The 20,526-nt window shown below is 68.5% G+C and carries 17 protein-coding genes and 2 pseudogenes; 5 read left to right on the top strand and 14 right to left on the bottom strand.

The genetic code is table 11. From position 1 onward, the window contains the following. Positions 1-165: 165 nt before the first annotated feature. Entirely contained in the window at positions 166-894 is a 729-nt protein-coding gene (locus ABCR94_RS29260) for an SDR family oxidoreductase (protein WP_347123608.1), read from the bottom strand. 192 nt (positions 895-1,086) lie between these two features. Here ABCR94_RS29260 and ABCR94_RS29255 point away from each other — a divergent pair, with 192 nt between their 5' ends. Further along, the gene (locus tag ABCR94_RS29255; RefSeq protein ID WP_347123360.1) at positions 1,087-1,362 is read left to right on the top strand and encodes a chaplin; all 276 of its coding nucleotides are present in this window, start codon (positions 1,087-1,089) and stop codon (positions 1,360-1,362) included. A 112-nt stretch (positions 1,363-1,474) separates the two neighbouring features. Here ABCR94_RS29255 and ABCR94_RS29250 read toward each other — a convergent pair whose 3' ends face one another. From ABCR94_RS29250 to ABCR94_RS29240, 3 genes are all read right to left on the bottom strand, one after another. After that, positions 1,475-2,335 (bottom strand): tyrosinase family protein, encoded by an 861-nt coding sequence (locus ABCR94_RS29250; protein ID WP_347123358.1) that lies wholly within the window; start codon positions 2,333-2,335, stop codon positions 1,475-1,477. Continuing rightward, positions 2,305-2,664, bottom strand: coding sequence for a tyrosinase family oxidase copper chaperone (locus tag ABCR94_RS29245; protein WP_347123356.1), 360 nt, complete (start codon positions 2,662-2,664; stop codon positions 2,305-2,307). Before ABCR94_RS29245 ends, ABCR94_RS29250 begins: the two co-directional genes overlap by 31 nt. A 420-nt stretch (positions 2,665-3,084) precedes the next feature. Beyond that, a complete protein-coding gene (locus tag ABCR94_RS29240) occupies positions 3,085-3,576 on the bottom strand; it encodes an ATP-binding protein (protein ID WP_347123606.1) in 492 nt (163 codons plus the stop codon). A gap of 75 nt (positions 3,577-3,651) precedes the next feature. On the opposite strand from ABCR94_RS29240, the gene ABCR94_RS29235 reads away from it, so the two are divergent. Further along, the gene (locus ABCR94_RS29235) at positions 3,652-3,927 is read left to right on the top strand and encodes a MerR family transcriptional regulator (protein WP_347123355.1); all 276 of its coding nucleotides are present in this window, start codon (positions 3,652-3,654) and stop codon (positions 3,925-3,927) included. A 352-nt stretch (positions 3,928-4,279) separates the two neighbouring features. Here ABCR94_RS29235 and ABCR94_RS29230 read toward each other — a convergent pair whose 3' ends face one another. Beyond that, positions 4,280-4,681, bottom strand: a complete 402-nt coding sequence (locus ABCR94_RS29230) for an excalibur calcium-binding protein (RefSeq protein WP_347123353.1) — start codon at positions 4,679-4,681, stop codon at positions 4,280-4,282. A gap of 193 nt (positions 4,682-4,874) precedes the next feature. Continuing rightward, positions 4,875-5,199: pseudogene (locus tag ABCR94_RS29225) on the bottom strand (plasmid stabilization protein). 510 nt (positions 5,200-5,709) lie between these two features. Here ABCR94_RS29225 and ABCR94_RS29220 point away from each other — a divergent pair. The 3 genes from ABCR94_RS29220 to ABCR94_RS29210 all read left to right on the top strand — a co-directional run bounded on the left by ABCR94_RS29220 (position 5,710) and on the right by ABCR94_RS29210 (position 8,688). After that, a complete protein-coding gene (locus ABCR94_RS29220; RefSeq protein ID WP_347123352.1) occupies positions 5,710-6,717 on the top strand; it encodes an ice-binding family protein in 1,008 nt (335 codons plus the stop codon). 146 nt (positions 6,718-6,863) lie between these two features. After that, positions 6,864-7,589: a DUF5819 family protein gene (locus tag ABCR94_RS29215; RefSeq protein WP_347123350.1), complete on the top strand. Its 726-nt coding sequence runs from the start codon at positions 6,864-6,866 to the stop codon at positions 7,587-7,589. Continuing rightward, positions 7,579-8,688, top strand: coding sequence for an HTTM domain-containing protein (locus ABCR94_RS29210; RefSeq protein ID WP_347123348.1), 1,110 nt, complete (start codon positions 7,579-7,581; stop codon positions 8,686-8,688). Before ABCR94_RS29215 ends, ABCR94_RS29210 begins: the two co-directional genes overlap by 11 nt. 231 nt (positions 8,689-8,919) lie before the next feature. Here ABCR94_RS29210 and ABCR94_RS29205 read toward each other — a convergent pair whose 3' ends face one another. The 8 genes and pseudogenes from ABCR94_RS29205 to ABCR94_RS29170 form a co-directional block, all read right to left on the bottom strand. Beyond that, positions 8,920-9,852: a helix-turn-helix domain-containing protein gene (locus tag ABCR94_RS29205; RefSeq protein WP_347123347.1), complete on the bottom strand. Its 933-nt coding sequence runs from the start codon at positions 9,850-9,852 to the stop codon at positions 8,920-8,922. A 240-nt stretch (positions 9,853-10,092) separates the two neighbouring features. Then, complete coding sequence (locus tag ABCR94_RS29200; RefSeq protein WP_347123345.1) at positions 10,093-10,704, bottom strand: transposase; 612 nt, start codon at positions 10,702-10,704, stop codon at positions 10,093-10,095. Between the two features lie 2 nt (positions 10,705-10,706). Beyond that, positions 10,707-11,311 (bottom strand): annotated as a pseudogene (locus ABCR94_RS29195) (transposase); the annotation flags it as partial. 33 nt (positions 11,312-11,344) lie between these two features. Continuing rightward, the gene (locus tag ABCR94_RS29190; protein WP_347123605.1) at positions 11,345-11,587 is read right to left on the bottom strand and encodes a sigma factor-like helix-turn-helix DNA-binding protein; all 243 of its coding nucleotides are present in this window, start codon (positions 11,585-11,587) and stop codon (positions 11,345-11,347) included. 653 nt (positions 11,588-12,240) lie between these two features. Then, entirely contained in the window at positions 12,241-13,512 is a 1,272-nt protein-coding gene (locus tag ABCR94_RS29185) for a TIGR02679 family protein (protein WP_347123343.1), read from the bottom strand. Continuing rightward, the gene (locus ABCR94_RS29180) at positions 13,503-17,642 is read right to left on the bottom strand and encodes a TIGR02680 family protein (RefSeq protein WP_347123341.1); all 4,140 of its coding nucleotides are present in this window, start codon (positions 17,640-17,642) and stop codon (positions 13,503-13,505) included. Before ABCR94_RS29180 ends, ABCR94_RS29185 begins: the two co-directional genes overlap by 10 nt. After that, positions 17,639-18,862 (bottom strand): TIGR02678 family protein, encoded by a 1,224-nt coding sequence (locus ABCR94_RS29175; RefSeq protein ID WP_347123339.1) that lies wholly within the window; start codon positions 18,860-18,862, stop codon positions 17,639-17,641. Before ABCR94_RS29175 ends, ABCR94_RS29180 begins: the two co-directional genes overlap by 4 nt. Beyond that, positions 18,859-20,433 carry a TIGR02677 family protein gene (locus tag ABCR94_RS29170; protein ID WP_347123338.1) on the bottom strand — a complete coding sequence of 525 codons (1,575 nt, stop codon included), beginning with the start codon at positions 20,431-20,433 and terminating at the stop codon, positions 18,859-18,861. Before ABCR94_RS29170 ends, ABCR94_RS29175 begins: the two co-directional genes overlap by 4 nt. Positions 20,434-20,526: the final 93 nt, after the last annotated feature.

The following is a 20,526-nucleotide window of genomic DNA, read 5'->3' as shown; positions in this document are numbered from 1 at the left end:
GGCCAACCGCAGGTGGGAGCGGTGCAGAGCCCCTTCCACAAGCCCGCTCGGGTTGATGGCGCTCTTTGAAAACGGCCAGGGCCGCTCGCGCTCCTCAGGTGGTTGTCCCAGCAAGCAAGTAAGGGGCGATCGTCGGCACTGGTGGCGTTGGGTCTGGGCGGACGCCTACATCTGCTCGAAGTGGAAGGAGCGGATGAAGCAGTCTCGCGGCTGGCCGATCGCGAACAGGACGCAGTCGAGCACGGATTGGGCGGTCAGCGGGTCGCCTGCAGTCCGGGAAGCCTGATCCCAGGTGGAGTGGAGTGGGTCGCCGTCCATGAAGTCCGGCGGGTAGAGCGAGATGACACGGATGCTCTCAGGGCGGAGCCGGTGGGAGAGGATGTCGGCGAAGCCGGCCTGGGCGGCTTTGGCCGCGTAGAACGCGGGGTGCGCCTGTGAGCGGTGGTTCCGGGCTTCCGCGGCCGAGGAGACCAGGTTGACCACGTCCGCACCAACAGAGGCGCGTAGCAGCGGGAGGAAGTGTTTGACCGTCAGCACTGTGCCGGTGGCTCCGGAGGCGATGGTGTCGGTGATCGCGTCGTCGTCGGCGTCCCACAGATCGGGACCTTCCAGGTAGCGGGCGCCATTGTTGATCAGTACATCCACCCGGTCGGCGTGGGCGGTGATTCCATCCGCGAAGGCACGTATGGAGGCCGGGTCAGCCAGATCGCAGGCGAACGCGTCAGTTTTCGCCCCACTGTCGGTCGCCACCTCATCGGCCACTCTCTGGGCTGCAGCCAGAGAACGCGCGGACACGAACACGCGCGCACCCAACCGACCTGTCTTCAAGGCCAACGCTCGCCCGAATCCACGCCCGGCCCCGGTAACCACCACCGTGCGTCCAGTGAGATCCACTCGCACACCTCCTTCTACCCTGTGTTGATCACCGTGAGCGTAGCCGTGCTGTCCAACCCGCTGAACCCCTCAGCCGAAGCACGAGTGGGGAGATCCACTGAGCACGTCTGGGTAGGACATGAGCATCACCTGGCCGTTTTCACAGAGCGCCATCAGGGTGGCGGCCGACCTTTCATCTTGTACGGAGAAGTGATGTCGCGTATCGCGAAGGCAGCCGCAGTCATCGCCGGCACGGGTGCCATCATGGCCGGTGGAGCCGGTATGGCCACCGCTGACGCCGGAGCGCAGGGTGTTGCCGCACACTCTCCCGGTGTCCTTTCGGGCAACCTCGTTCAGGTGCCCGTCTACGTCCCGGTCAACGTCTGTGGCAACACCGTGAACGTGATCGGTCTGCTCAACCCCGCGTTCGGCAACACCTGCATCAACGGCTCGAGCTACGACAAGCACCACGGCGGCTACGGCGGCTGATCCCTCCGGACACAACTGCGGCCTCCCTCCCTCACGCCCGGGGGAGGCCGCAGTTGTGTCCGGTCCGGCAGATCCGGTCGCTGGTCCGGCCCAGCGGATACGCCGACGTTACCTAGGCGTAGCGGTAGTACTTCGTGTGGTCGAGCAGTTGCGCGGGGGTCACGTTCCACGGGGGCATCGGATCTTGGAGGCTGAAGACACGGCCCTGCTCCGGGTCGGACTCCGGCAGCTTCCTGCGCGGCAGGTATCCGGCGCGGGGGTGCGCCTTCTGCCAGCGGATCCAGAGCAGGTCCATGAAGGAGTGGTGGAGCCAGAACACCGGGTCGTTCGGCGAGGTGGCGCCCATCATCTGGCCCCCGACCCAGCGGTGGACCCGGTTGTGATTGAGCCACTTGTCGGGCCCGCCGGGCCCCCAGCCCTCGATCTTGTTGCGGAAGCCCCTGGAGACGGTGCTGTCCCATGGGACGGCGTCGTAGACGGCGTCGCTCACTGCCTTGGCGACGTCCCGCTTGGTGGGCAGTGCGACCGGGTCGGCGGGCCGGCCGAGGTTGCGGGTGAGGAATTTGCCGTCGGTGACCCGGGTGTTGATGTTCCAGTTGCCGCTCGCGTGAGCGAAGGGCCCTGTCATCGCCTGCCGGTCGCCGCGCCTGCCGCTGCCCCCGAGGAAGTCCTTCGCCCACAGCGACGCGGCGGGGGTGTTGTCCGTCGTCCAGTCCCAGTAGGGAACGGAGACCGCCGGGTCGACGGCCCGCAGGGCCCGCTCGAACTCCAAAAGAAATTTACGGTGCCACGGGAAGAAGGAGGGAGTCATGTGCCCGACCCTTGGCCCGTCCTCACCGTCGGAGACGTAGTAGTGGCCGTGCATCGAGACGAAGTCGTCGTACCGGCCTGAGCGCTTGAGTTTCAGGAGCGCGTTGACCAGGCGCTTCTTCTCCGCGCTGGTCAGGTTGCGCTGATTCTTGCGAGTGTGCACCGGTGCTGGCCCTCCTGGCTCAGATTCTGTGCGGAGGCGACTTCGACAGCTGGGCGGACCTCAGCTCGTCGACTGCGGCGCGGGCCGCTTCGAGCAGTGTCGGGAACGACTCGTAGGCTCAGATAGCTGCCGCCGGCGCGCTTCATGATGTGCAGCGGCCGGCTGTCGATGAGGATCTCGACGTCCGGGCCGGCGACCGCAGTCATGGTGCCGCCGGCCCATTGGGTGCCGTCCGCCCTGCGGGAGCCCGCGGGCACCGCGGCCTTCTCGGCCCACTGGATGTGCCGGCCGCGGTACACCTCGGCGAAGCTCTCCGCCTTCGCCTCCAAGCCTCCGCCTCCTGCGGACCATGGCCCGGGGTCTCTTGGCGAGGATCGGCGCGAGTACCCCGGCGTGCTGCCCGCGACCATGCCCAGGGCAAAGGCCGCGCGCAGCACGATACGGCGAGTCGCCAGGCCCCCTCGCGCGAGCGTGGCACTGCTTCTGGTCCCCATGGCGTACGCCTCTCGCGTTGGCCCGCTCTCCCGACGTGCTCGTGCCTCAATGTTGACAACGACACGACGGCGAAACGGTTCTCGTCCGGGCATTTGGGTCGGGCGCCACGGCACGGGGCGGGTTCATCTCAGGGATATCCGCCATCGGCACCCCGCGCGGGCCGCTTGCTGCGTGCATGGCGTGGACCGCGTCAGTGGCAGGCACGGCCGACTCCGCCCCTTTCCGCGAACCGATATTTTGGTCTAAGCGTCAGCTCAAGTGGGAGTGGGGGCGCGTGTTGCACTCCCTGTTGCAGTGGCTGGCTTCTGGCAAGACCGGCGACGGCACGAGGCCCCGCAGCTTCTTCTCGCCGGGTTGTCCTGCGGTGGCACGCCTCGGATCCGGTTGCTGTTAGAGGGGGCGTTGGGCGTGAATGCTTTTCGCCGGGGCCGGTGGTGATGGTCAGGTGGTTGGTGAGGCGGCGAATCATGTGCCAGCCGAAGCCGCCGTTGCCGCCGTTGAGGGGTGCGCTCGCGGGGGTGTGCCGGGTTCGGGTCGCTGACTGCGGCGGTCACCGTGCCGGGGCCGGCGGAGAGGCGGAGGGTGCAGCAGCCGCCGCCGTGGCGCAGGGCGTTGGTGACGAGCTCGGAGACCACCAGGACGAGCGTGTCCGCTGTGTCCGGGCCGGGCGCCGGGGCGAGGCAGTCGGTGAAGGTGCGGGCGGCCTGGCGGGCCCGGCTGATGCCGGCTGCGCTGTCGCCGCGCACCACGGTCGGTACGGGGGGCGTCGAGCAGACGATTCCTTCGGCCGTCTCGATGACGACGACTATCCCGCCTACACCATGGGACGGGCCGCCGAGATGCTCGGCGCCACACCCGCCTTCCTCCGCGCCATCGGCGAAGCCCGCGCGGTCACCCCGCTGCGCTCCGAGGGCGGACACCGCCGCTACTCCCGTTACCAGCTGAAGATCGCTGCCCGTGTCCGCGAGCTCGTCGTCCAGGGGATCTCGGTCGAGGCGGCCTGCCGCATCGTCATCCTCGAAGACCAGCTCGATGAAGCACAGCGCATCAACGAAGAACTGCGTCGGCTCGCCCTCCACGCCCCGGCGCAAGGCTGACGCCTGACAGGGCCAGTCCACGCTCCGCGACTATGCTCAGAAATACGCCAAGCCGTACGGACACCGGTTCGGCCTCGCCGCCGACCACGATTTCTTCGCTGTGCGCTCGGCACACCGGCTTGCCCGCGCCTCCCGCGCGATGTACTGCGCCAGGGCCGCCACGCCCCGCGTGAAGGCCGCCGACGCCTTGGCCGGACCCGCCACCGCACTCTTCATCGCCGGGGCCGCAGCGGGCTTCACGCCCAGAGTGCTGACAGCCGTTCCTGCTGCTCGGGCGAAAAGCGCTGTCCAGTCACGGGCCTGCCGCTTTAGCCACTTTCCCATCCAGCGGCCACGGCCCGAACGCGGGTCGTCAGGCGCGGCGTCGGCGTTTGGTGAGGGTGTAGCCGATGGCCAGGCTGGCACCGACGGCAGTGAGACCGACGCCGAAGCTTGTCTCAAGGGTACTGGTGCTGGATGTGCCGCCGAGGCCTGCGGCGACTCCGCGGGTGGGCAGCGATGTTGGGGCGGTAGGAGGTGTGGAGGTGCTGGTGGCCCTTCGGGGGAGCACTTCGCAGGCGATGCCGTCGTCCGGCCCCTGGTCCTCGTCGAGCCGATTAGGGTCGCTCGGGCTCCTGTCGAACTCGGCCTGGGCGTCTTCCTGGAAGGCGAAGTCGCGACAGTCGAGGTCCGGCTGCGCATGCGCCACGCCTGACAGTGGTGCGAGCGAGGCGACGGCCAGAACTATGCCGGCCACAGCGTTACTGCAGTGCATGGTGAACCTCCTTGTGGTCTTGTGAGCATCGGCTCGACCGTATGGAGGGCCGTGCTTATCGGCGAGTGGTGCTAGGCCGACTGAGCGGGCAGACTTGACCTCGAAGATCAAGTACTCGGTGAACTGATGGGCGGCCTGGCGGACTCATCCGTCCGGCCGCTGCCTGTCACTCTGGAGTGTGCCGCTGCGGTGGCTAGCGGCCGATAGCCTTGCGCAGCTGGTCATTGTTTCATCGATGACCGAACCTCGACGTTCTTCTTTCTCGCCTCTTCGTGAGCTGATCCCGCGTCGGTCCCTGCGAGCCGCTGTGGGATCGCTCCCCGCCACGCTGCGATCGGATTTGGGGTCGCGGGTGGAGGTTTTGCTCGCGGACTTGGCTCACCCGGACGGGCCCGTTCCATATTGACGGTGCGCGACGCAAGCTCCTTCGCACGCCCTTCGGAGGCTCCCCGCTTCTCGGCGCCCTCCCTGATGTGCTCGTACTGCCTCTCCCGCTTCGGGCTGGCTACGGCCGGCATGACGCACTGCCTGCTGACGGCATAGGTGGACTCATCGTGTGCGTACCCGCGACCGGGGCGGTTCTCTTGCCCCGGTCGCGGCGCCCTCCCACTTCACCCCACAGCTCCCTGGGATCGAGCGAACGTTCTTGTTGGGGCGCTGAGCCAACACGAAAGTGCGTGCTGATTGACCGGAACCGTCGGCGGCAGCCGGGAAACTGGGTGTATATGGCGACAGTATTCTTTTCCATTTCGAGCGACTCTCGTGATTCACCTGAATGCGGTCCCCGTCCGCAGTGTTTTTGTGCGTAATATGCCAGCGACAGAATCGGCGGTTCTCAGACCGCGAACGGCCGGACATGACACCGTCTCCCCCTAGGAGTTGGCCTCTCAATGACGCCGAATTTTCTGCGCGCATCTCAACGGCGCAACATGCCGAAATGGCTCGCGGTGGCATTCGCCCCGCTGGTAGCTGTAGCTGTAGTTGCAATGACGTCGACACAGGCGAGCGCTATCGCTACGCCGGTGCCTATGGGTACGGCGGACAGTTTCGCCGTGCTGGCAGGTGAGTCGATCACTAATACCGGTCCTTCGGTGATTACCGGAGACATCGGGGTGAGTCCGGGAACGGCCATCTCCGGTTTCCCGCCCGGCCTGGTGAACGGGGCTCAGCACTCCGCTGACGCCGTGGCTCTGCAGGCCAAGTCGGACCTGGTCGCCGCGTACAACGACGCAGCGGGACAGGCGACGGCCGGAGCGCTTCCGCCGGACGCCGGTGGTCTGAAGCTCGTCCCCGGTGTCTACACCGCCTCGTCCACGCTGGGGCTCACCGGCACCCTGACCCTGGACGCCGAGGGTGATCCCAACGCGGTGTGGGTATTCCAGGTCGGATCGGGGCTGACAACGGCATCCGCCAGCCGGGTGCTGCTCGTCAACGGCGCTCAGCCGTGCAATGTGTTCTGGCAGATCGGCAGTTCGGCCACGATCGGCACCGATTCCACGTTCGTGGGTAACATCCTGGCCCTGACCTCGATCTCAGCCACCACGGGGGCGAGCATCGACGGCCGGGCGCTGGCGCGCAACGGATCGGTGACGCTGGACAACAACAGGATCACCCGGGCGACGTGCGCCGCCGGCACCACGGGCGGTACGACGGGCGGCCTGATCACAGGTGGGGTGATCGCGGGCACCACGAACGGTGGCACCACGAACGGTGGCACCACGAACGGTGGCACCACGAACGGTGGCACCACGAACGGTGGCACCACGAACGGTGGCACCACGAACGGGACCACCGGCGGTGTGCTCGGTGGAGTGCTCGGTGGAGTGACGACAGGTGGCTCCACCGGCGGCGCCCTGGGCGGCCTGATCGCCGGAACCACGGGCGGCTCCACAGGGGCCACCACGGGCGGAACGACCGGCGATCCCGGAAAGCCTCCCCACAAGCCCCCGCACAAGCCGCCGCACAAGCCCGGTGGCTACGGCGACGACGGGCATCACGGCGAGCACCCGGGCCAGCACAAGGGCTACGGCGGATAGGGAACACCCGCGGGAGCCGCTCGGCGCTCAGCGGTGAGGAGCGGCGCGCGGCGGAATCGACCATGATTCCGCCGCGCGCTGTCCGTGGCGGACCGAGAGAGAACAGATGCGAGCAGCCAAGAAGCGGGAAAGGGCCGGGTGGGGCTGTGCCGGACAGCAGCGAAGCAACGGATGTCAGGGAGCGGGAGCCGGCCGATGCCGAGCCGGCCACTTCGGAGCGGTACGGAAAATCACCTGAGCCCGGCAGTCCGCCCGGACTGGCCGGCCCGCTGAAAGCAGGTGTGGGGGTCGCCGTGGCCCTGTGTCTGACGGTGACTCTGGTCCACACACTTCTGGTGTTTCTGCATGTAGCTCCACCTAATACGATCTCGCAGCAGTACAGTCGGCAGATCAATGCATGGGTTTACCCGCTGTTCGAGCAGAATTGGCGGCTTTTCGCCCCAGATCCGGAATCGGTCAACCAGCAGATTTCGGCAAGGACCATGCATACGGGTCCGGACGGCGCTGCAAGAGTGAGCGGATGGGTCGATCTGACCGCCGTGGACCATTCAGCTGTCGAACACAACGTCTTCCCGAGTCATACGTCGCAGAATATGCTGCGACGGGCCTGGACCTCATATTCTGAATCACACGGCGGCGACGACCGATCGCGTTCGGAACGCGCCGTGATGATGCAGCAGCATCTTCGCAACATCGCGGCCGATCGGGTCGCCGCCCACCAGGGCACCTTCGAGTCCATCCAGCTCCGCGTGATCACCCTGCCCATCGGTGCGCCCGGCACGGCGGAGCGTTCCCGCGTGGCGCCGACCGCGCCGGCACCTGCCGATGCGCGCTATCTGCCCTGGTGGAAGGTGACCTCCCATGGCAACTGAACAGGCGCCTGCCCCGGCCCTCGACCGGATCAACGGGCTACTCGCCCTTCTGACCCGACGGCCGGTGTCCCTCTACGCCACAGCCGTCCTGCGTATCGGCTACGGCCTGCTCTATCTCGTCTTCCTGCTGCGCGAGTTCCCCCACCGCGACGAGATCTGGGGCCCGGGATCGCCCTGGACACCCGACATGGCCCGACAGCTCTTCGACCAGACCGGCTGGTCCAGCATCCTCACCCTGTCCGACAGCAGGCTCTACTTCGAGATCTGCTACGCGGCAGCTCTTGTCACGGCCGCGCTGTTCACACTGGGCTGGCACACCAGGGCGGTGTCGGTCCTCTTCGCCGTCGTCGTGGCGTCGTTCCACGCCAGGGCGATCTTCATGACGGACGGAGGGGACAACCTGATCCTCCTCATGGCCGTCTACCTCGTCTTCACCGCATGCGGGCGCCGCTGGTCCCTCGACGCACGCCGGGCCCGGCGCCGCGCGACCCCCGCGATCAGCACGGTGAAACCGGAAGACGAATGGCTCAGGCACCAACTCCAATGCTTCCGGGAGACCTTGACCGCGGTGATCCACAACTGCGGTGTGCTCGTCATCGCGGCACAGGTCTGTTTCCTCTACGGATCCGCGGGCCTCTACAAGGTCCAGGGCGCGTCCTGGGGCAACGGCACCGCCCTGCACTATGTCCTCAACCTGCAGCTTTTCCAGCCCTGGCCCGGCCTGTCCCACATCGCGGCCGACCATGCGGTACTGCTCGCCGTCGTCGGCTATCTAACCGTGCTACTCCAGGTCGCCTTCCCGTTCGTCCTGTTCAGCAGGCTCAAATACCCGGTCCTGGCGATGCTGCTCGGCATGCACCTCGGGATCGCGGTGTTCATGGGACTGCCACTCTTCTCCGGCGCGATGATCATCGCGGACGCCGTCTTTCTCCCGGACCGCTTCCTACGTCCCCTGGGCCATGGGGCGCGGCGAGCTGTCCGGCAGATGGGCGGACGGAGGCCGGAGCCCTATCAGGTCACCGAGCCCACCCCCGTCCCCCAGCAGGCCGCTCCACCGCAGGCCGTCCGACCCGCGCGCCGGGCCCAACACCCTCAGTGAACGCACCTGCGAGGCCTTCGTCATGCGTCCGGCCGGAGGAGCCATGCCATTCCCCCGAAGCGGGGGTGCCCCCGTGTGGCAGCAGCGTCCAGCCTGCAGACCGGCCGGCGAGCGTCAACCGCCCCCGAGTGCCAACCCGCATGTCGTCATCCTCATCGCCCCGCGAGCGCCAGTTCGGCACACGGCACATATCCGGCACTCACTCCCAGGCCGGTCGGCGCAGCACGGCCGTCATGATGTCCGAGTCAGTAGTTGGAGTGATCCGTGGGTCTCCTCGGGTTCACCTTTACCACTCAGGAAAGCGTCTGCGTTGATGTAGGTCTTGATGGCGTCAGCGATGAAGTGGCGGGTGCTGTCCGGGCTGAGGGCCTGGGCCTGGAGGTGAGCGTACATCGCGCTGTAATGCTGCAGGTCGGATCGTTTCTCCAGGTAGAGGTCGCTGGTGAACCTCTCCAGATACACCACGCCCGTGTCGGAGGTGTCGGCGAACTTCAGGATGGAGAACTGGCCCGAGATGCCCGGGTGGGCCCCGGCGTCGTGGGGCAGGACCTGGACGCTAATGTGCGGCTCGGTACTGAGTGCGTTCAGGTGCTCGAGTTGTTCGCGCATGATGTCGGGGCTGCCGACGACGCGACGCAGCGCTGATTCGTCCAGGACGACCCACAGACGCAACGGGCAGCCTGGGTCGTAAATCCGGTGCTGACGGCGCAGCCGCACTCTAAGGCGCGTGGCGGCCTGCTCGGCCGTGACCAGGGGGATCGTCTTGCCGATGACCGCATGGGCGTACGCGGGAGTCTGCAGCAGTCCGGGGATCACCATGGGCCCGTGGGCGTGGATGGAGACGGCGTCCGTCTCCAGGCCGATATAGACGCTGTACGGGATGTCCTCGTAGACGTTCCACCAACCCTGCTGGCCGGATTCCCTGGCCATCCTCATCAGGGAATCGACGACCTTCTCGTCCGTGACTCCATAGAGCTCGCACAGATCGCACACATCGCGGGGGCTGACGGCTCGGCGGCCCGTCTCCATGTGACTGATCTTCGGCTGGGAGACCGACAAACGCTGCGCCACCTGCCCACCGGTCAGGCCACTGGCCAGGCGGAGCCGGCGCAGCTCCGCGCCCAGACGGCGTCTTCTGACGGTGGGGTTTGCATTCACAGCCACGGGCGGTGCACCTCCGGCTCCCAGGCCCCTCTGACAGTCGGCAGCCTGCCGCGATCAGACTCAGTGAGCGCATTCTGTACAGCCCTGTCGGGGCCGTGTGTGACTGTCTGTCGGAGTCCACCTATCTGGCTCAATACTCTGTTCCAGAACTGGGGCGTTGGTGAGACAGGGCCTTGACCCCGGATTTTGGGGTCTGGCACAGACACGGCAGCTGTAGTTCGTGACGTGTGAGGTTCCTGGTCATGTGGTGGCTGCTGCGCTGATCTCGTTCCAGCGGCGGTGGCAGGCCGTCGCGCGGTGTTGGTGATGGCGACGCCATCGTGACCAGCGCAAGGCATGTGCCGGGTTGGTGTCCTGGCGGGGTCGGGGCAGGGCGAAGACCCGGAGCAGGGCGAGGAGTTCACGTGGGCTGACGGGCACCATGACCATGTCGTCGGCGTTCACGTCGATCATCGCCCAGTCGTAGAGCCGCTCGCCCTTGGTGCCGTTGCCGGTCTTCAGCCGCATCCAGGCCCGCTTCGGAACCCGCTCCAGCAGCGCGGTGACCTTCGACTTCCCGCCGCCCGGTGTGGTGACGCGGTGGCTGGTGGGCACGGCGATCGCGTACCCGTAGCCCAGGGTGCGGATGCGGGCACGCAACTCGCGTCCGCCGTAGACCTCGTCGGCCGCGACCCATGTGGTACGGATGCCCGAGGCGTGCGCGGCCTCCAGCATGTCGCCGGCCAGCTGCGGCTTGGTGGCGAACGCCGTCTCGTCGGGCACGCCGGCCAGTTCACGGCGTTCGTCATCGGCGGCCCATGCCTCGCCGAGGTAGAGACGGCGGTCGATCAGCGCGTGCGCGTCGGCGCTCACGGTGCCGCGTTGCTGCCTGCGTTGCCCGGCCTCAGCAGGCCGGCCACCGGCTCCCCGCTCCCACCGCTTCCGTGATCGACGAACCCCATCAGAGGATGGTGTCCGAAGGTCTTCTTCCAGGTCGCGGCGGCGTCCTGCTTCTCCGAGTGGGCCACAACGAGCACCCCGTCCAGGTTCACGATCACTTGCCCCCCGGCATCCGGGGCTGCGGTCTTGGCCATGCTCCAGACGTGCTCGCGCGCTTCGGCCCGCGCGGCCCGTATCGCGTGAAGGGCTTTGGGCCCAGCCGCGGCGAGGGTATCGATGAGGCGGGAGACCGTCGGGTCGGAGGCCACCGGCCCGAACGCAGCCGACTCGGCCCGCAGCATCCCGACATCCGCGAGGCAGTCCCCGCTAGCGCGACCGCGAGAGCCACATCCAGCAGGATCTTCCCCGGATCGTGCACCGCCCGCGACTTACGCCAGGGTGTCAGTGCCGCCGATATCGCCTGATCCAGTCCGGCCTTGCGGACTGTCTCGACCAGCAGCACAGCCCCAGCCTGGGACACCACCGCCCGACCGCCGCCCTCAACGCGGACGCGGGGATAGGACCCGATACGCTTCTTCACCTGGGAAGTGCCTCCGACAGTGGGCCTGTGCGCTCAGTGGTGTCGCGCGCTGAGCCTTGCGTTCACGCGCTGACGAGCGCGGAGTAGTCGGCTTTGGGCGGCCCTCTCGGTAGCGCCGAGCGTGTCGGCGATCTCCTTCAGTGAGTAACTCTCAGCTGTCATTCTGAGGATCTTCAGCACGTTGGACGGCAGCGTGCCGAGGAGACGTTCTGCCTCGTCATGGTCCGCGACAGTCGCCGCTGGTCCGCGTTCCCCGGTCAGAGGATCGACCGGCATGTCGTCCACGAGCGTCTCCTGCGTCGCGCGATGCTGCCTGACCGAGACCGGACTGGTCAAGCGAACGGAATGATCACCGGATCCGCCACTGCGAGTTGCACCGCAGTGAGCCAACTCCACGAGGCGGGATGTCTCGCGTGGCTATTCGCTGGTGCGGCATGATGCTGAGTCATGAAGCGTTGATCTGTCTCGTCGGCTGGTTCCGGATGAACTGTGGAAGCTGACTGCTCCGTTGTTGGCAAGGTTCATTTCCCGTCCGCAGGGCGGGGGTACGGCTCTAACGCGGGGCACCCCCAAAAAAGCATGGCAGCTCACGTGACACGAAGGTCCGGCCCGTGCGACTTCTGGTGGCGATCATGGAAGCTGGAATTCGCCCCGCACCACCGGCGTGTGCGTATGGTGCGTGTCGGTCCTCGGACACACTTTTCGTACGCGCTGCGCAATTTTGGGGCAGCGGTCTTCGGCGCCCGTTCCTGGCTTTGGTCAGGGGCGGGCGTTTGTCGTGTACGGCCTCCATCCGTGGGTGGGCCGGGGTGGTGCGGGGACCGTCTGCGCGGACCGTCGGTCCTGATCATGCCCCCTCCTTTGAGGAGAAGGCACTCACCGCTCCGGCCTCTGATCCGCTCTGATGGCGTTCTCCCCAGTCCGGTGCTTCACGCCGGCACCCCGGCGGAGAGGTCCCTCAGCAGGTCCTCCAGCACCGCTTCCTCCTCCAACCGGAGTCCGAGTTCCGTGAGGGCCTGGGGCAAGGAGCTGTCCCAGGGAGCGTCCGCTGGGGTTCCCGCCAAGGGCGGGGCCTGGGTGATGCGCGCGGCCGCTGTGCGGTAGTCGGTGGCGGTGAACCTCCATGGCTGCCAAGGGACTTGGCGCAGGAGGCCGGCGGCGATGCGCAGGCCGCCCCAGTCGAAGTCGCCGTGGTAGCGCAGAGTCGCACCGTGGTGATGGAGATGGTGCAGGAGAGCGAGGGCGGCTGCCGAGGGCTGGCCCTGGAGGCAGACCAGGGTGGGACAACCGGGGCCGTAGGCATCGGCTGCGGCTGTGAGTACGGCCGGGTTCTCGCAAATGTGGACGAGGGGTGGGACAGCGGTTGCGGCAGGGGGGTGGGAAGTGAGCTGGCGAAGAGTGAGGACGGCGGGCTCGCCGGTGTCCGCGTGCCAGTCCAGGGCCGGAGTGCCGCGCAGGTTCAGGACAAGGACAGTGGAGGAGAGGTCGTCCCTGAGCAGACCTGCCGATGCCCATGCCTCGCGCCGCCACTGGGCTCCCGTACCGTCCGGGAAGCCGGTCAGGGCGCGGATGCCGGACAGGACGAGGGTGGCGAGCTGGCTGCCGTTGTCCAGGGCGTGGGCGTCGTTGGCCGTGCGGGCGGCGAAGGTGGCGAGGGACACGGGCTGTGCGAGGGGGAGTGCGCGGAGGGCGGCTGCCGTACGGACAAGGAGGGCGCCCGTGGCTTCGGGGGTTCGAGCGAGACGGCGAGCCGTCCCGCTCGCGCGCAGTCGGCCTGCCCACTCGGCCAGTTGCGGCGGAAGGGTGTCGAGCGGGGCGTACGCCCGTCGCCAGGCGCTCTCTTCCAGGTCGCGGACCTCACGCCGGGGAGTTACCGGACCGGTGAGGGTGAGTACGGCATCCTCCAGGCCGGCTGGGCTGACACCTGAGTGGCGCAGTATCGCGTCCACCGCGGCGAGTGGGACGGTCAGTGACCGTCCGGAGCCCGGAGGTCGCCCCAGTAGTCTCTCTGCCGCTGCTCGCTGTGCGGGAGTGGGGCGGGTCAGTGTGAGGGAGGCGGTGAGTGGCTCCTCGCGTTCCAGACGGCGTCGTATGCGCTCCACCAGCCACGCTGTGTCCTGGCCGCCGAGCAGACGATTCAGGCGTGGGAGGTCGATCGCTGCCTCCGCGGGAATCTTGTACCGTTCCGGGGTCAGGTCCACAGCGCCCCCTGGTCCTGCGCAGGGGCCGTCGGCTCGGGTGGTGTGGGGCCGCCGGGGCGGACCGGTTCCATGCCGTGCGTCCGGTTCGTGCCGTCCCACTCCCAGCGGGTGACCAGTACGGCCGCGATCTCGTCCGTACGGGACAGCTGGGCGATGGCGATTCCCGGGACCTGCGGGTAGCACGCCCATTCGCGTTCGCTCGTCATGACGACGTCGAGGTCGAAGGCATGCAGCAGACCCAGGCACTTGGCGCGCGAGTCGTCGTCCACGCCCGCGAACGCCTCGTCGAGAGTGACCAGGCGCGGTGCGTGCGGGTTTGCCGCGGTGGCGTAGTGCGAGGAGGCGGCGGCGAAGAGAGGGACCGACACCGCGAGTGCGCGCTCGCCGCCCGAGGCCGGGCCGGTCGCCGGGACCCAACTGCCGTGCTGGTGGCGCTCGATGCCGAACTCGTGCCAGGAGCGGTAGTCCAACGCTGAGGTGAGGTGGTCCAGCCAGCTGCCCGCGCTGTCGTCCGTCTGCTGCTGGGCGATCTGCGCCTGGAGGAACTCGCCCACCGAGGAACGGTCTTCGGGCGACCAGGCATCCGCCGACTGGCGCAGTTGCGTGCGTGCCTGGGTGAGCCCCGCCGGCGCCTTACGGGACGGCCGCCATACCAGGCGCAGCTTCATGCCGGTGGATGTGGGGCGCTCGTCCAGCTCCCTGTTCATCGCCGCCACCTGGCGTTCGGCCGCGCCGATCAGCTCCTGGAGGGTGCCCGCGACTTCGGTGAGGAGGTGGGTTTCCAGGATCTCGCGTTCGTGCGCGGACAGGATGCGCTGGAGTTCGCCGACTTCGGTGGTGAGGGCCTCCGCGAGTTCCGGCACCGCCCGGTCGCGGCCCTGGTAGACGATGTCGACGACCATGCCGTCCTCGACCATGCGGGCGGACGCGGAATGTCCGTGCCGGGACAGTGCGTCCTGGAGCTTCTTGTACTCCTCGCTGAGATGGCGCTGCACCCGTTCCCAGGCGCCGTCCGAATCGTCCACCGTGCCCAGTTCGCTCTCGATGGTGCGGGCCAGCGTGATGGCCGGGGTCGCCGCCCAGGGGCCACCGTCCATCGGCGGTACCACTGCCTCGGGCAGTGCGACGCCGAGCAGCCCCGTCGCCGTGAACCGCCGCAGGGCGCCGATTGCTTCCGTACGGGCCTCGGCCACGTCCGTGACGTCGCTCTCCAGCTGTTCGATACGGCCTTCGGCGCGGCTCGCCCACCGGTCCGCCGCGGTGTGCAACGCGCGGGTTCGCTGCTTCTCCTCGTCGCAGGCTCGCAGCGCCTGCCCTGTCTCGGTGAGCCGCTGCTGCAGCTCTGCGACGGCCGCGCCCACCGTCGAACGAAGGGTGGCGTGGCGGGAGTCGGCGGCGACCGCCTCGTGGCCCGCGGTCTCGGCGCGTACGGCGAGTTCCTCGACCCGGGACGCTGCGGCGGCGGTCTCCGTCCGCTCTTGTGCCACATTTCCCGTTGCGTCGGTGCGTTCCCGCAGGGCGGGCCAGAGGGCGGCGAGCGCGGCAGCGTGATCTGCCAGCGCGGCCCGGACCACGGACAGTTCGGAGCGTTCCGCCGGCAGCCCCAAGTCATCTGCAGTACTGGTGAGTTGATGTTCAGCTGAGTTCGCCACGTGGGTGGCTCGCGTCAGATCGTCCGACCGCTGGTCACGGCGGGTGAGCGCCCGGCGGGCCGTGTCGTGCGCGGCTGCCGCCTGTGCGTGCGCCTGTCGCAACTCCGCATCGTCGGGTACGGAGTTCAGCTCGGTGTCCAGCGTTTCACGACGGGCCGATACCGCCTCGTATTGGTACTTCGCTGCTGTCATCTCCTCTTCGATGGTGCTGAGCTCGGTGCGCAGATCGATGATGCGGGACCGCCTGGCCTCCTCGCGGGCTCCCTCGCCGATGTACTCGGCAGAGGGTTTGGTCCAGCTGCCGGTCAGCGCACCGATACGGAACCGGCCGTCCGCGACGACCCACGTTCCGTTCGGGCCGGAGCCGAGCCCGATGCCTTCCAGCAGGCTTACGATCCCGGCATCGCCGACCGCCGCGGCGTGCGGGTCCCCATGGTCGACCGCGGGGCGCAGCGCCTGCGCCAGTGACGCCCCGGCGGCGGGTCCTGTGCCCGGTGCCAGCAGTACATCGTGACCGTTTGCGGACAGGGCTGCCCCGTCCGGTGTCACCCAGGCGTCCAGCAGGCCGGAAGCCTCCAACGCCGCCTCCAGGCCTGCCCTTTCGGCGGTCGTGAGTGCCTCGTGGAAATCGACGAGCCGCCACAGTGGTGCGCCGGGAGCCGTGTCCCGCACGCCAGGTGTACGGGTGTGGGGTGCGTCCGGGCCGCGCTGGCCGCCCGCTTCGAGGCCCGCCAAGTCGGCGTTCGCCCCGGTCCGACGTTCGTTCAGCTCCGACCGGAGCCGTGTCCATGCCGCCGCCTCGTCGGCCAGGGCCCCTGCCCATGACCGATGTGCCGCCGAGGCCTCCGCCAGTGCCGGACAGGGGCCGGACAGCCGAGGTGCCCAGTCCTGCAACCTGTCCAGCAGGCCGATCGGATCGGGGACTTTCAATTCGGTGCAGGCGTCGAGGTGTTCGCGTACGAGACCGAGGAGAAGGGTGCCCGCTCGGGACGTTGCGAGGTCCGCCTCGGCCCGCAGCTCTCCGGTGAGCCCGGCCTCCGACTCCGCCTCGTCGAGACGCCGGGACGCGGCTGTCCGGTCCGCCGCCGCCTGCTCCGCGAGCGTCGCCAGTTCTTCCACATGCTCAACAGTGCGCCGTCTGCGGGCCACCGACTCCTCGGCGTCACGCCGCAGTTCGGGCAGTGCTGCACCCTCAGTACGCAACTCGCCGTCCAGTCTGGCGTCACGTGCCGACGCTGCCGCACGCTCCGCGGTCTCGGCAAGGAGTTCTTCAGCCGAGCGCAACCTCTTCTGAGCGGTGCCGAGTCGGCCCAAGGCCCTGGTGTGCGCCTGAGCGGACTGTTCTCGGTCGGCCTCGGCGCGGTCCCGTTCCCGTACGGTGCGTGAGGCGTCGTCCGCCGCCTGCTCCAACTCCCGTGCGCTCCGCATCTCGGGGCCCGCGCGAAGGGCCGCGACCTCGGCGCCGAGACGCGTCCCGGTCTCGTCCAGGGCCGTGATCCTTTCCGCCGCCTCGGCCCGGTCCCGCTCGGCTTTTTCCCGTTCGGTCTGGGCCCCGGCGAGCTCCCGATGGAGGTGCTCGTAGCGCGCGTGCTCACTGCGCGGCAGCCTGGCCCGGCGGCGCGAGGCAACTCTCGCGTACCGCCTGTAGTAGTCCAGGAACGCGGTGGCGGCCCGCTCCGCCTCGGTCGCGGCCCGCAGGTCTTCCTTCTCCTCGTCCAGTGAACGGAACGCCTCCGCCACATCAGCGATTACGGCCTGGTCCATCGGCGGCAGTGCCTCGGTCAGCGCTTTGGAGAGCGCGGTCTCGTTGGGGCGCTTCGACAGCTGGGGCTGGCGCAACTGCACCAGGAGGTCCACCAGCGCCGCGTACCGCTGCTCGCCCAGACCGAACAGCGCTTCGTCGACCGCCCTGCGATATGCCTTGGCCTGGTCGAACACCATGCCGTGCCCGGCCACCGCCTCCGCGAGACGGTCCCGGGACAGGGCGGTGCCGGTTGCGTCGAGGAGGTTCAGCTCCGGGCCGACGCGCTGGTCGGTGACCGTGTACCAGTGCCGGGCGATGCCCCGTCCCGAGACGGCCTTCAGACCGCAGGCAAGGGTACGGAAATGTTCCTGCCCGGTGGTCTCGTCGAGTCTGCCGAACTCGATCCAGGTGTACCCGAGCCGCTCCGCGTGCGGATGCTCCCCGCCGAGGAGCAGATTCCACTCCATCCGCTTGTGCGGATCCCCGTCGGGCTCCACCCGGCGGGCGGAGAGGTCGCCGTCGAGGAGAAACGGCAGGGTGAGGGCGAGGACTTTGGACTTGCCCGTGCCGTTGTTGCCGCGCAGGAGCAGTCGCCCGTCGCGGAACCAGAATTCCTCGACGTCGTAGTAGAAGAGGTCGACAAGCCCGATGCGCAGCGGCTGCCAGCGGGCCCGGGCGGGGGAGGGGAGGGCCTGAGAGGGGACGGCGGCAGCTTCTTCGGGGAGGGCGGTCACTTCTTCGCCTTTCGGGGAGCGGCTGCGCCCGCTTCGAGGACAACGGTCTCGCCCACCGCGTACCGGGCGAGGGCGGGGCGAGGAGCGATACCTTCGGAGGTGCGGGCTATCAGGCCGAGGGAAGCGAGCTTCATCAGGGCCTGCTCGACCAACTCCGGTTCCGCACCTGGTTCTCTGGCGGATTTCGACCAGAAACCGCCGTGCTCGGTGGCGAGTTCACGCACGCGCCGACGCAGTTCGGTGACGGGCACCGGAGTCGATGCCGTCGCGAGATGCTCGGCGAGCAGCAGAGTGATGTGCCCGTGGGTGCCCTGCTCCGGCATGCGTACGTCGGTGAGGTCGTCGAGCGGGTCGACCATGGCGATCCCTTCGGCCCGTACCTCGGCCACCAGGCCGGTCAGTTCGGTGATACGGCTGGTGAGGAAGGCACGCTGACGGGTGAGGTAGGCCAGTTCCGCGTCGGACAGTTCGTCGTAGTAGAGGACCGGGTCGTCGAGGAGACGGCGGGTCAGGCGGTGCCGGGTCGCCCGGAACCGCAGCTCGTCGCTCTCCAGCGCCGTCTCGACGGCCAGTTCGGACATTCGCTCTTCGAACGCGGCGGCCTGGACGAGAGAGGGGCCGCGGCGCGTCGCGAGCAGCCCGGCCAGGACCCGGCGCTCCACGTCGTACAGCACATCGCCCGCACCGCTCACATAGGCGTCTTCGTCACCCGCGACCCGCCGCAGCACCCCGAGGTGGAGGAGGACCTTCACCACCGCCGCGAGGTCGAGGCGCTCGTCGCGCCGTTCCAGGGTGAACTCGATTCCCGCTGCTGCCAGTTGCGGGTCCGAAGTGTCCACCACCACTTGCTCCGCGAGCCGGCCGAGCGCGATCTGCGACTCACCGCGCTCCAGGGCGGCCAGCGTGAGGCACAGGAGCACGTACCGGCGCCGGCTGAAGGGGGCCGCCGCCCGGGACGTCTCTCTCGCGGGGTGGGTGGCATCGGCCGGAGTACCGGGGATCTTGCGCAGCCGGGCGGATTCCGTGTCGATCTGGAGGGGCCACCCGGTGTTCCGGTCGAACCAGTCCCGCAGCTCCGTGGCATGGCGGCGCACCAGCCGGAACTCGTCGGTGCGCGCGCCATGGGCGAGCAGCAGCGGCTCCTTGAGCAGGGCGCGGGAGGCCCGCCGGATCTCGGCGGCGTGCTGCCCCTCCAGGACCTCGGTCAGTGGGGTGGTCATGCGAGCTCCTGGGGCGGTCGGGGTGACTGGCCGGAGGCGGTGAGGTCGATAATCTCCACGGAGTGGTCCGGTCCGTGGAACACTCCGCCGTGCGTGCGCACCTCTGCCGGCAAGGCCCGGGGGAGGACACCGAGCCGAATCTCCATCGTGCCGTCGTTGCTGGTCGCGACGGTGTGCGTGGTGCCGGGCCGCCAGGTGGCGAGGGCGTCGCCGAGCAGTTGGAGGAACAGCCCGAAAGCCAGCGGATCGAGTTCGCCGAGCGACGACAGCCTTGCCTCGCCCCGTGTCGCCAGCCGCGCGCGGGCCGCCGTGATCTCTGCGGTCTGCTTGGCGGCGTACTCGGCGAGCCGGCGCCTGCCCTCGGTCCGGTCCTCGACCCGGCGTGGTTTCCCCCGGCGTTCGTAACTTCCCGTACGTCGTAGCTGAGGGCTGATACGCAGCGGAGCGGCCTCGGCCCAGGACGTGCTTGCCTGGACAGGGTGAGCGGCTCGCGCCGCGAGCGTATCGGCGTCGACGCTGAGATGCCGGGACGGGTACAGGCCGAACGCGGTGCGCCACAGCCGGTGCCGCGCGTCGTCGTCCGGGGCCTCGGCGAACCAGCGGGCGAGGGTACGGAAGTCGGCGGAGCGGTCCGAGCGCCCCGAGCGGCGTTCGTTGAGCACCCGTACGACCGCGAGGAGCTGGGGGATCGCGCCCAGCGCCCGCCCCCGCAACAGTCTGGACTGTGACTCCCGCCCCTCGTCCGACACGAACCAGGCAGCGAGCCCGGACCAGCGGGCGCCCCACCGCTCGTGGGCCTCTGCCTCGGCCCCTGCGGACTCCTCGGGCGATGCGTCGGCGGCTTCCCGGACGGCGGCCAGCTGTAGCAGCGGTACGATGCGGGCGTCGAGCTGAAGGATCAGACCTGCGATACGGCTGCCGAGCGTGATCAGATCGTGGATGAACCGGTCCAGATACTGGATGAGCTGGTCCTTGTACGCCAGGAACACTTCGACCTCGACATCGTGCAGGTCGATGGTCCGCTGGAGAGAGCTCATGAAAGCCCGTGCGTTCTCAGCGAGCGCGGCGAAACGACTGGTCAGGGCGTCCAGTGCGAGATGGACAATGGCCGGATCCGGGTCCGGTTCGCTGCTCAGTACAAGCAGTGTCCGCAGCTGCATGACGATGTCGTGCAGTGCGACGGCCTGGAGCGCGCCCCGGCGGCCGAGGGCTGTGTCGTACGACTGGAGGGCTTCCTCGGCTGCTTCGCCGGACTGCGTGAGCTGGTAGATGAACCGCTTGCGGTAGAAGTCCTCGACGGCCGTCACCCGTGCCGTGTCCGGGTCGGCCCGCAGGTTGCCCCACTTCACGAGGGAGTCGAGCTTGCTGACGACTGTGCCGGGATCCGATGGACGATCGGCCGCGGGCAGCGCGGCATGAACGTCCTCGGGGCGCAGATGCACCACGAACCGCTCTTTCGCCGCCAGGAACACGGACATCACCTGACGGTAGAGAACCGAGTCGGGGGCGGTCAGGTGCGCGAAGGGTGAGTAGTCCGCCGAGACGTGCTCGGAGGGTGGGATCGCTCGCATCGTGCGTCATTCTCACCCATACGGCCCAGGGTCCGAAATGCATGGCCATGGATTCGGCCGCTTTGCCGTGGCAGGTCCGCCCCTTGCGCGTGG

Source organism: Streptomyces changchenzhani, from assembly GCF_039766235.1.
Lineage (GTDB): Bacteria > Actinomycetota > Actinomycetes > Streptomycetales > Streptomycetaceae > Streptomyces.
The sequence above is the reverse complement of the archived record's forward strand: the minus strand, read 5'-3'. Positions and strand labels throughout refer to the sequence as shown.

Coding starts and splice junctions, on each gene's coding strand:
- ABCR94_RS29255 (WP_347123360.1), top strand. CDS start 1,087: ATGTCGCGTATCGCGAAGGCAGCCGCAGTCATCGCCGGCACGGGTGCC.
- ABCR94_RS29235 (WP_347123355.1), top strand. CDS start 3,652: ATGGGACGGGCCGCCGAGATGCTCGGCGCCACACCCGCCTTCCTCCGC.
- ABCR94_RS29230 (WP_347123353.1), bottom strand. CDS start 4,681: ATGCACTGCAGTAACGCTGTGGCCGGCATAGTTCTGGCCGTCGCCTCG.
- ABCR94_RS29220 (WP_347123352.1), top strand. CDS start 5,710: ATGGGTACGGCGGACAGTTTCGCCGTGCTGGCAGGTGAGTCGATCACT.
- ABCR94_RS29210 (WP_347123348.1), top strand. CDS start 7,579: ATGGCAACTGAACAGGCGCCTGCCCCGGCCCTCGACCGGATCAACGGG.
- ABCR94_RS29190 (WP_347123605.1), bottom strand. CDS start 11,587: ATGCCGGTCGATCCTCTGACCGGGGAACGCGGACCAGCGGCGACTGTC.
- ABCR94_RS29175 (WP_347123339.1), bottom strand. CDS start 18,862: ATGACCACCCCACTGACCGAGGTCCTGGAGGGGCAGCACGCCGCCGAG.
- ABCR94_RS29170 (WP_347123338.1), bottom strand. CDS start 20,433: ATGCGAGCGATCCCACCCTCCGAGCACGTCTCGGCGGACTACTCACCC.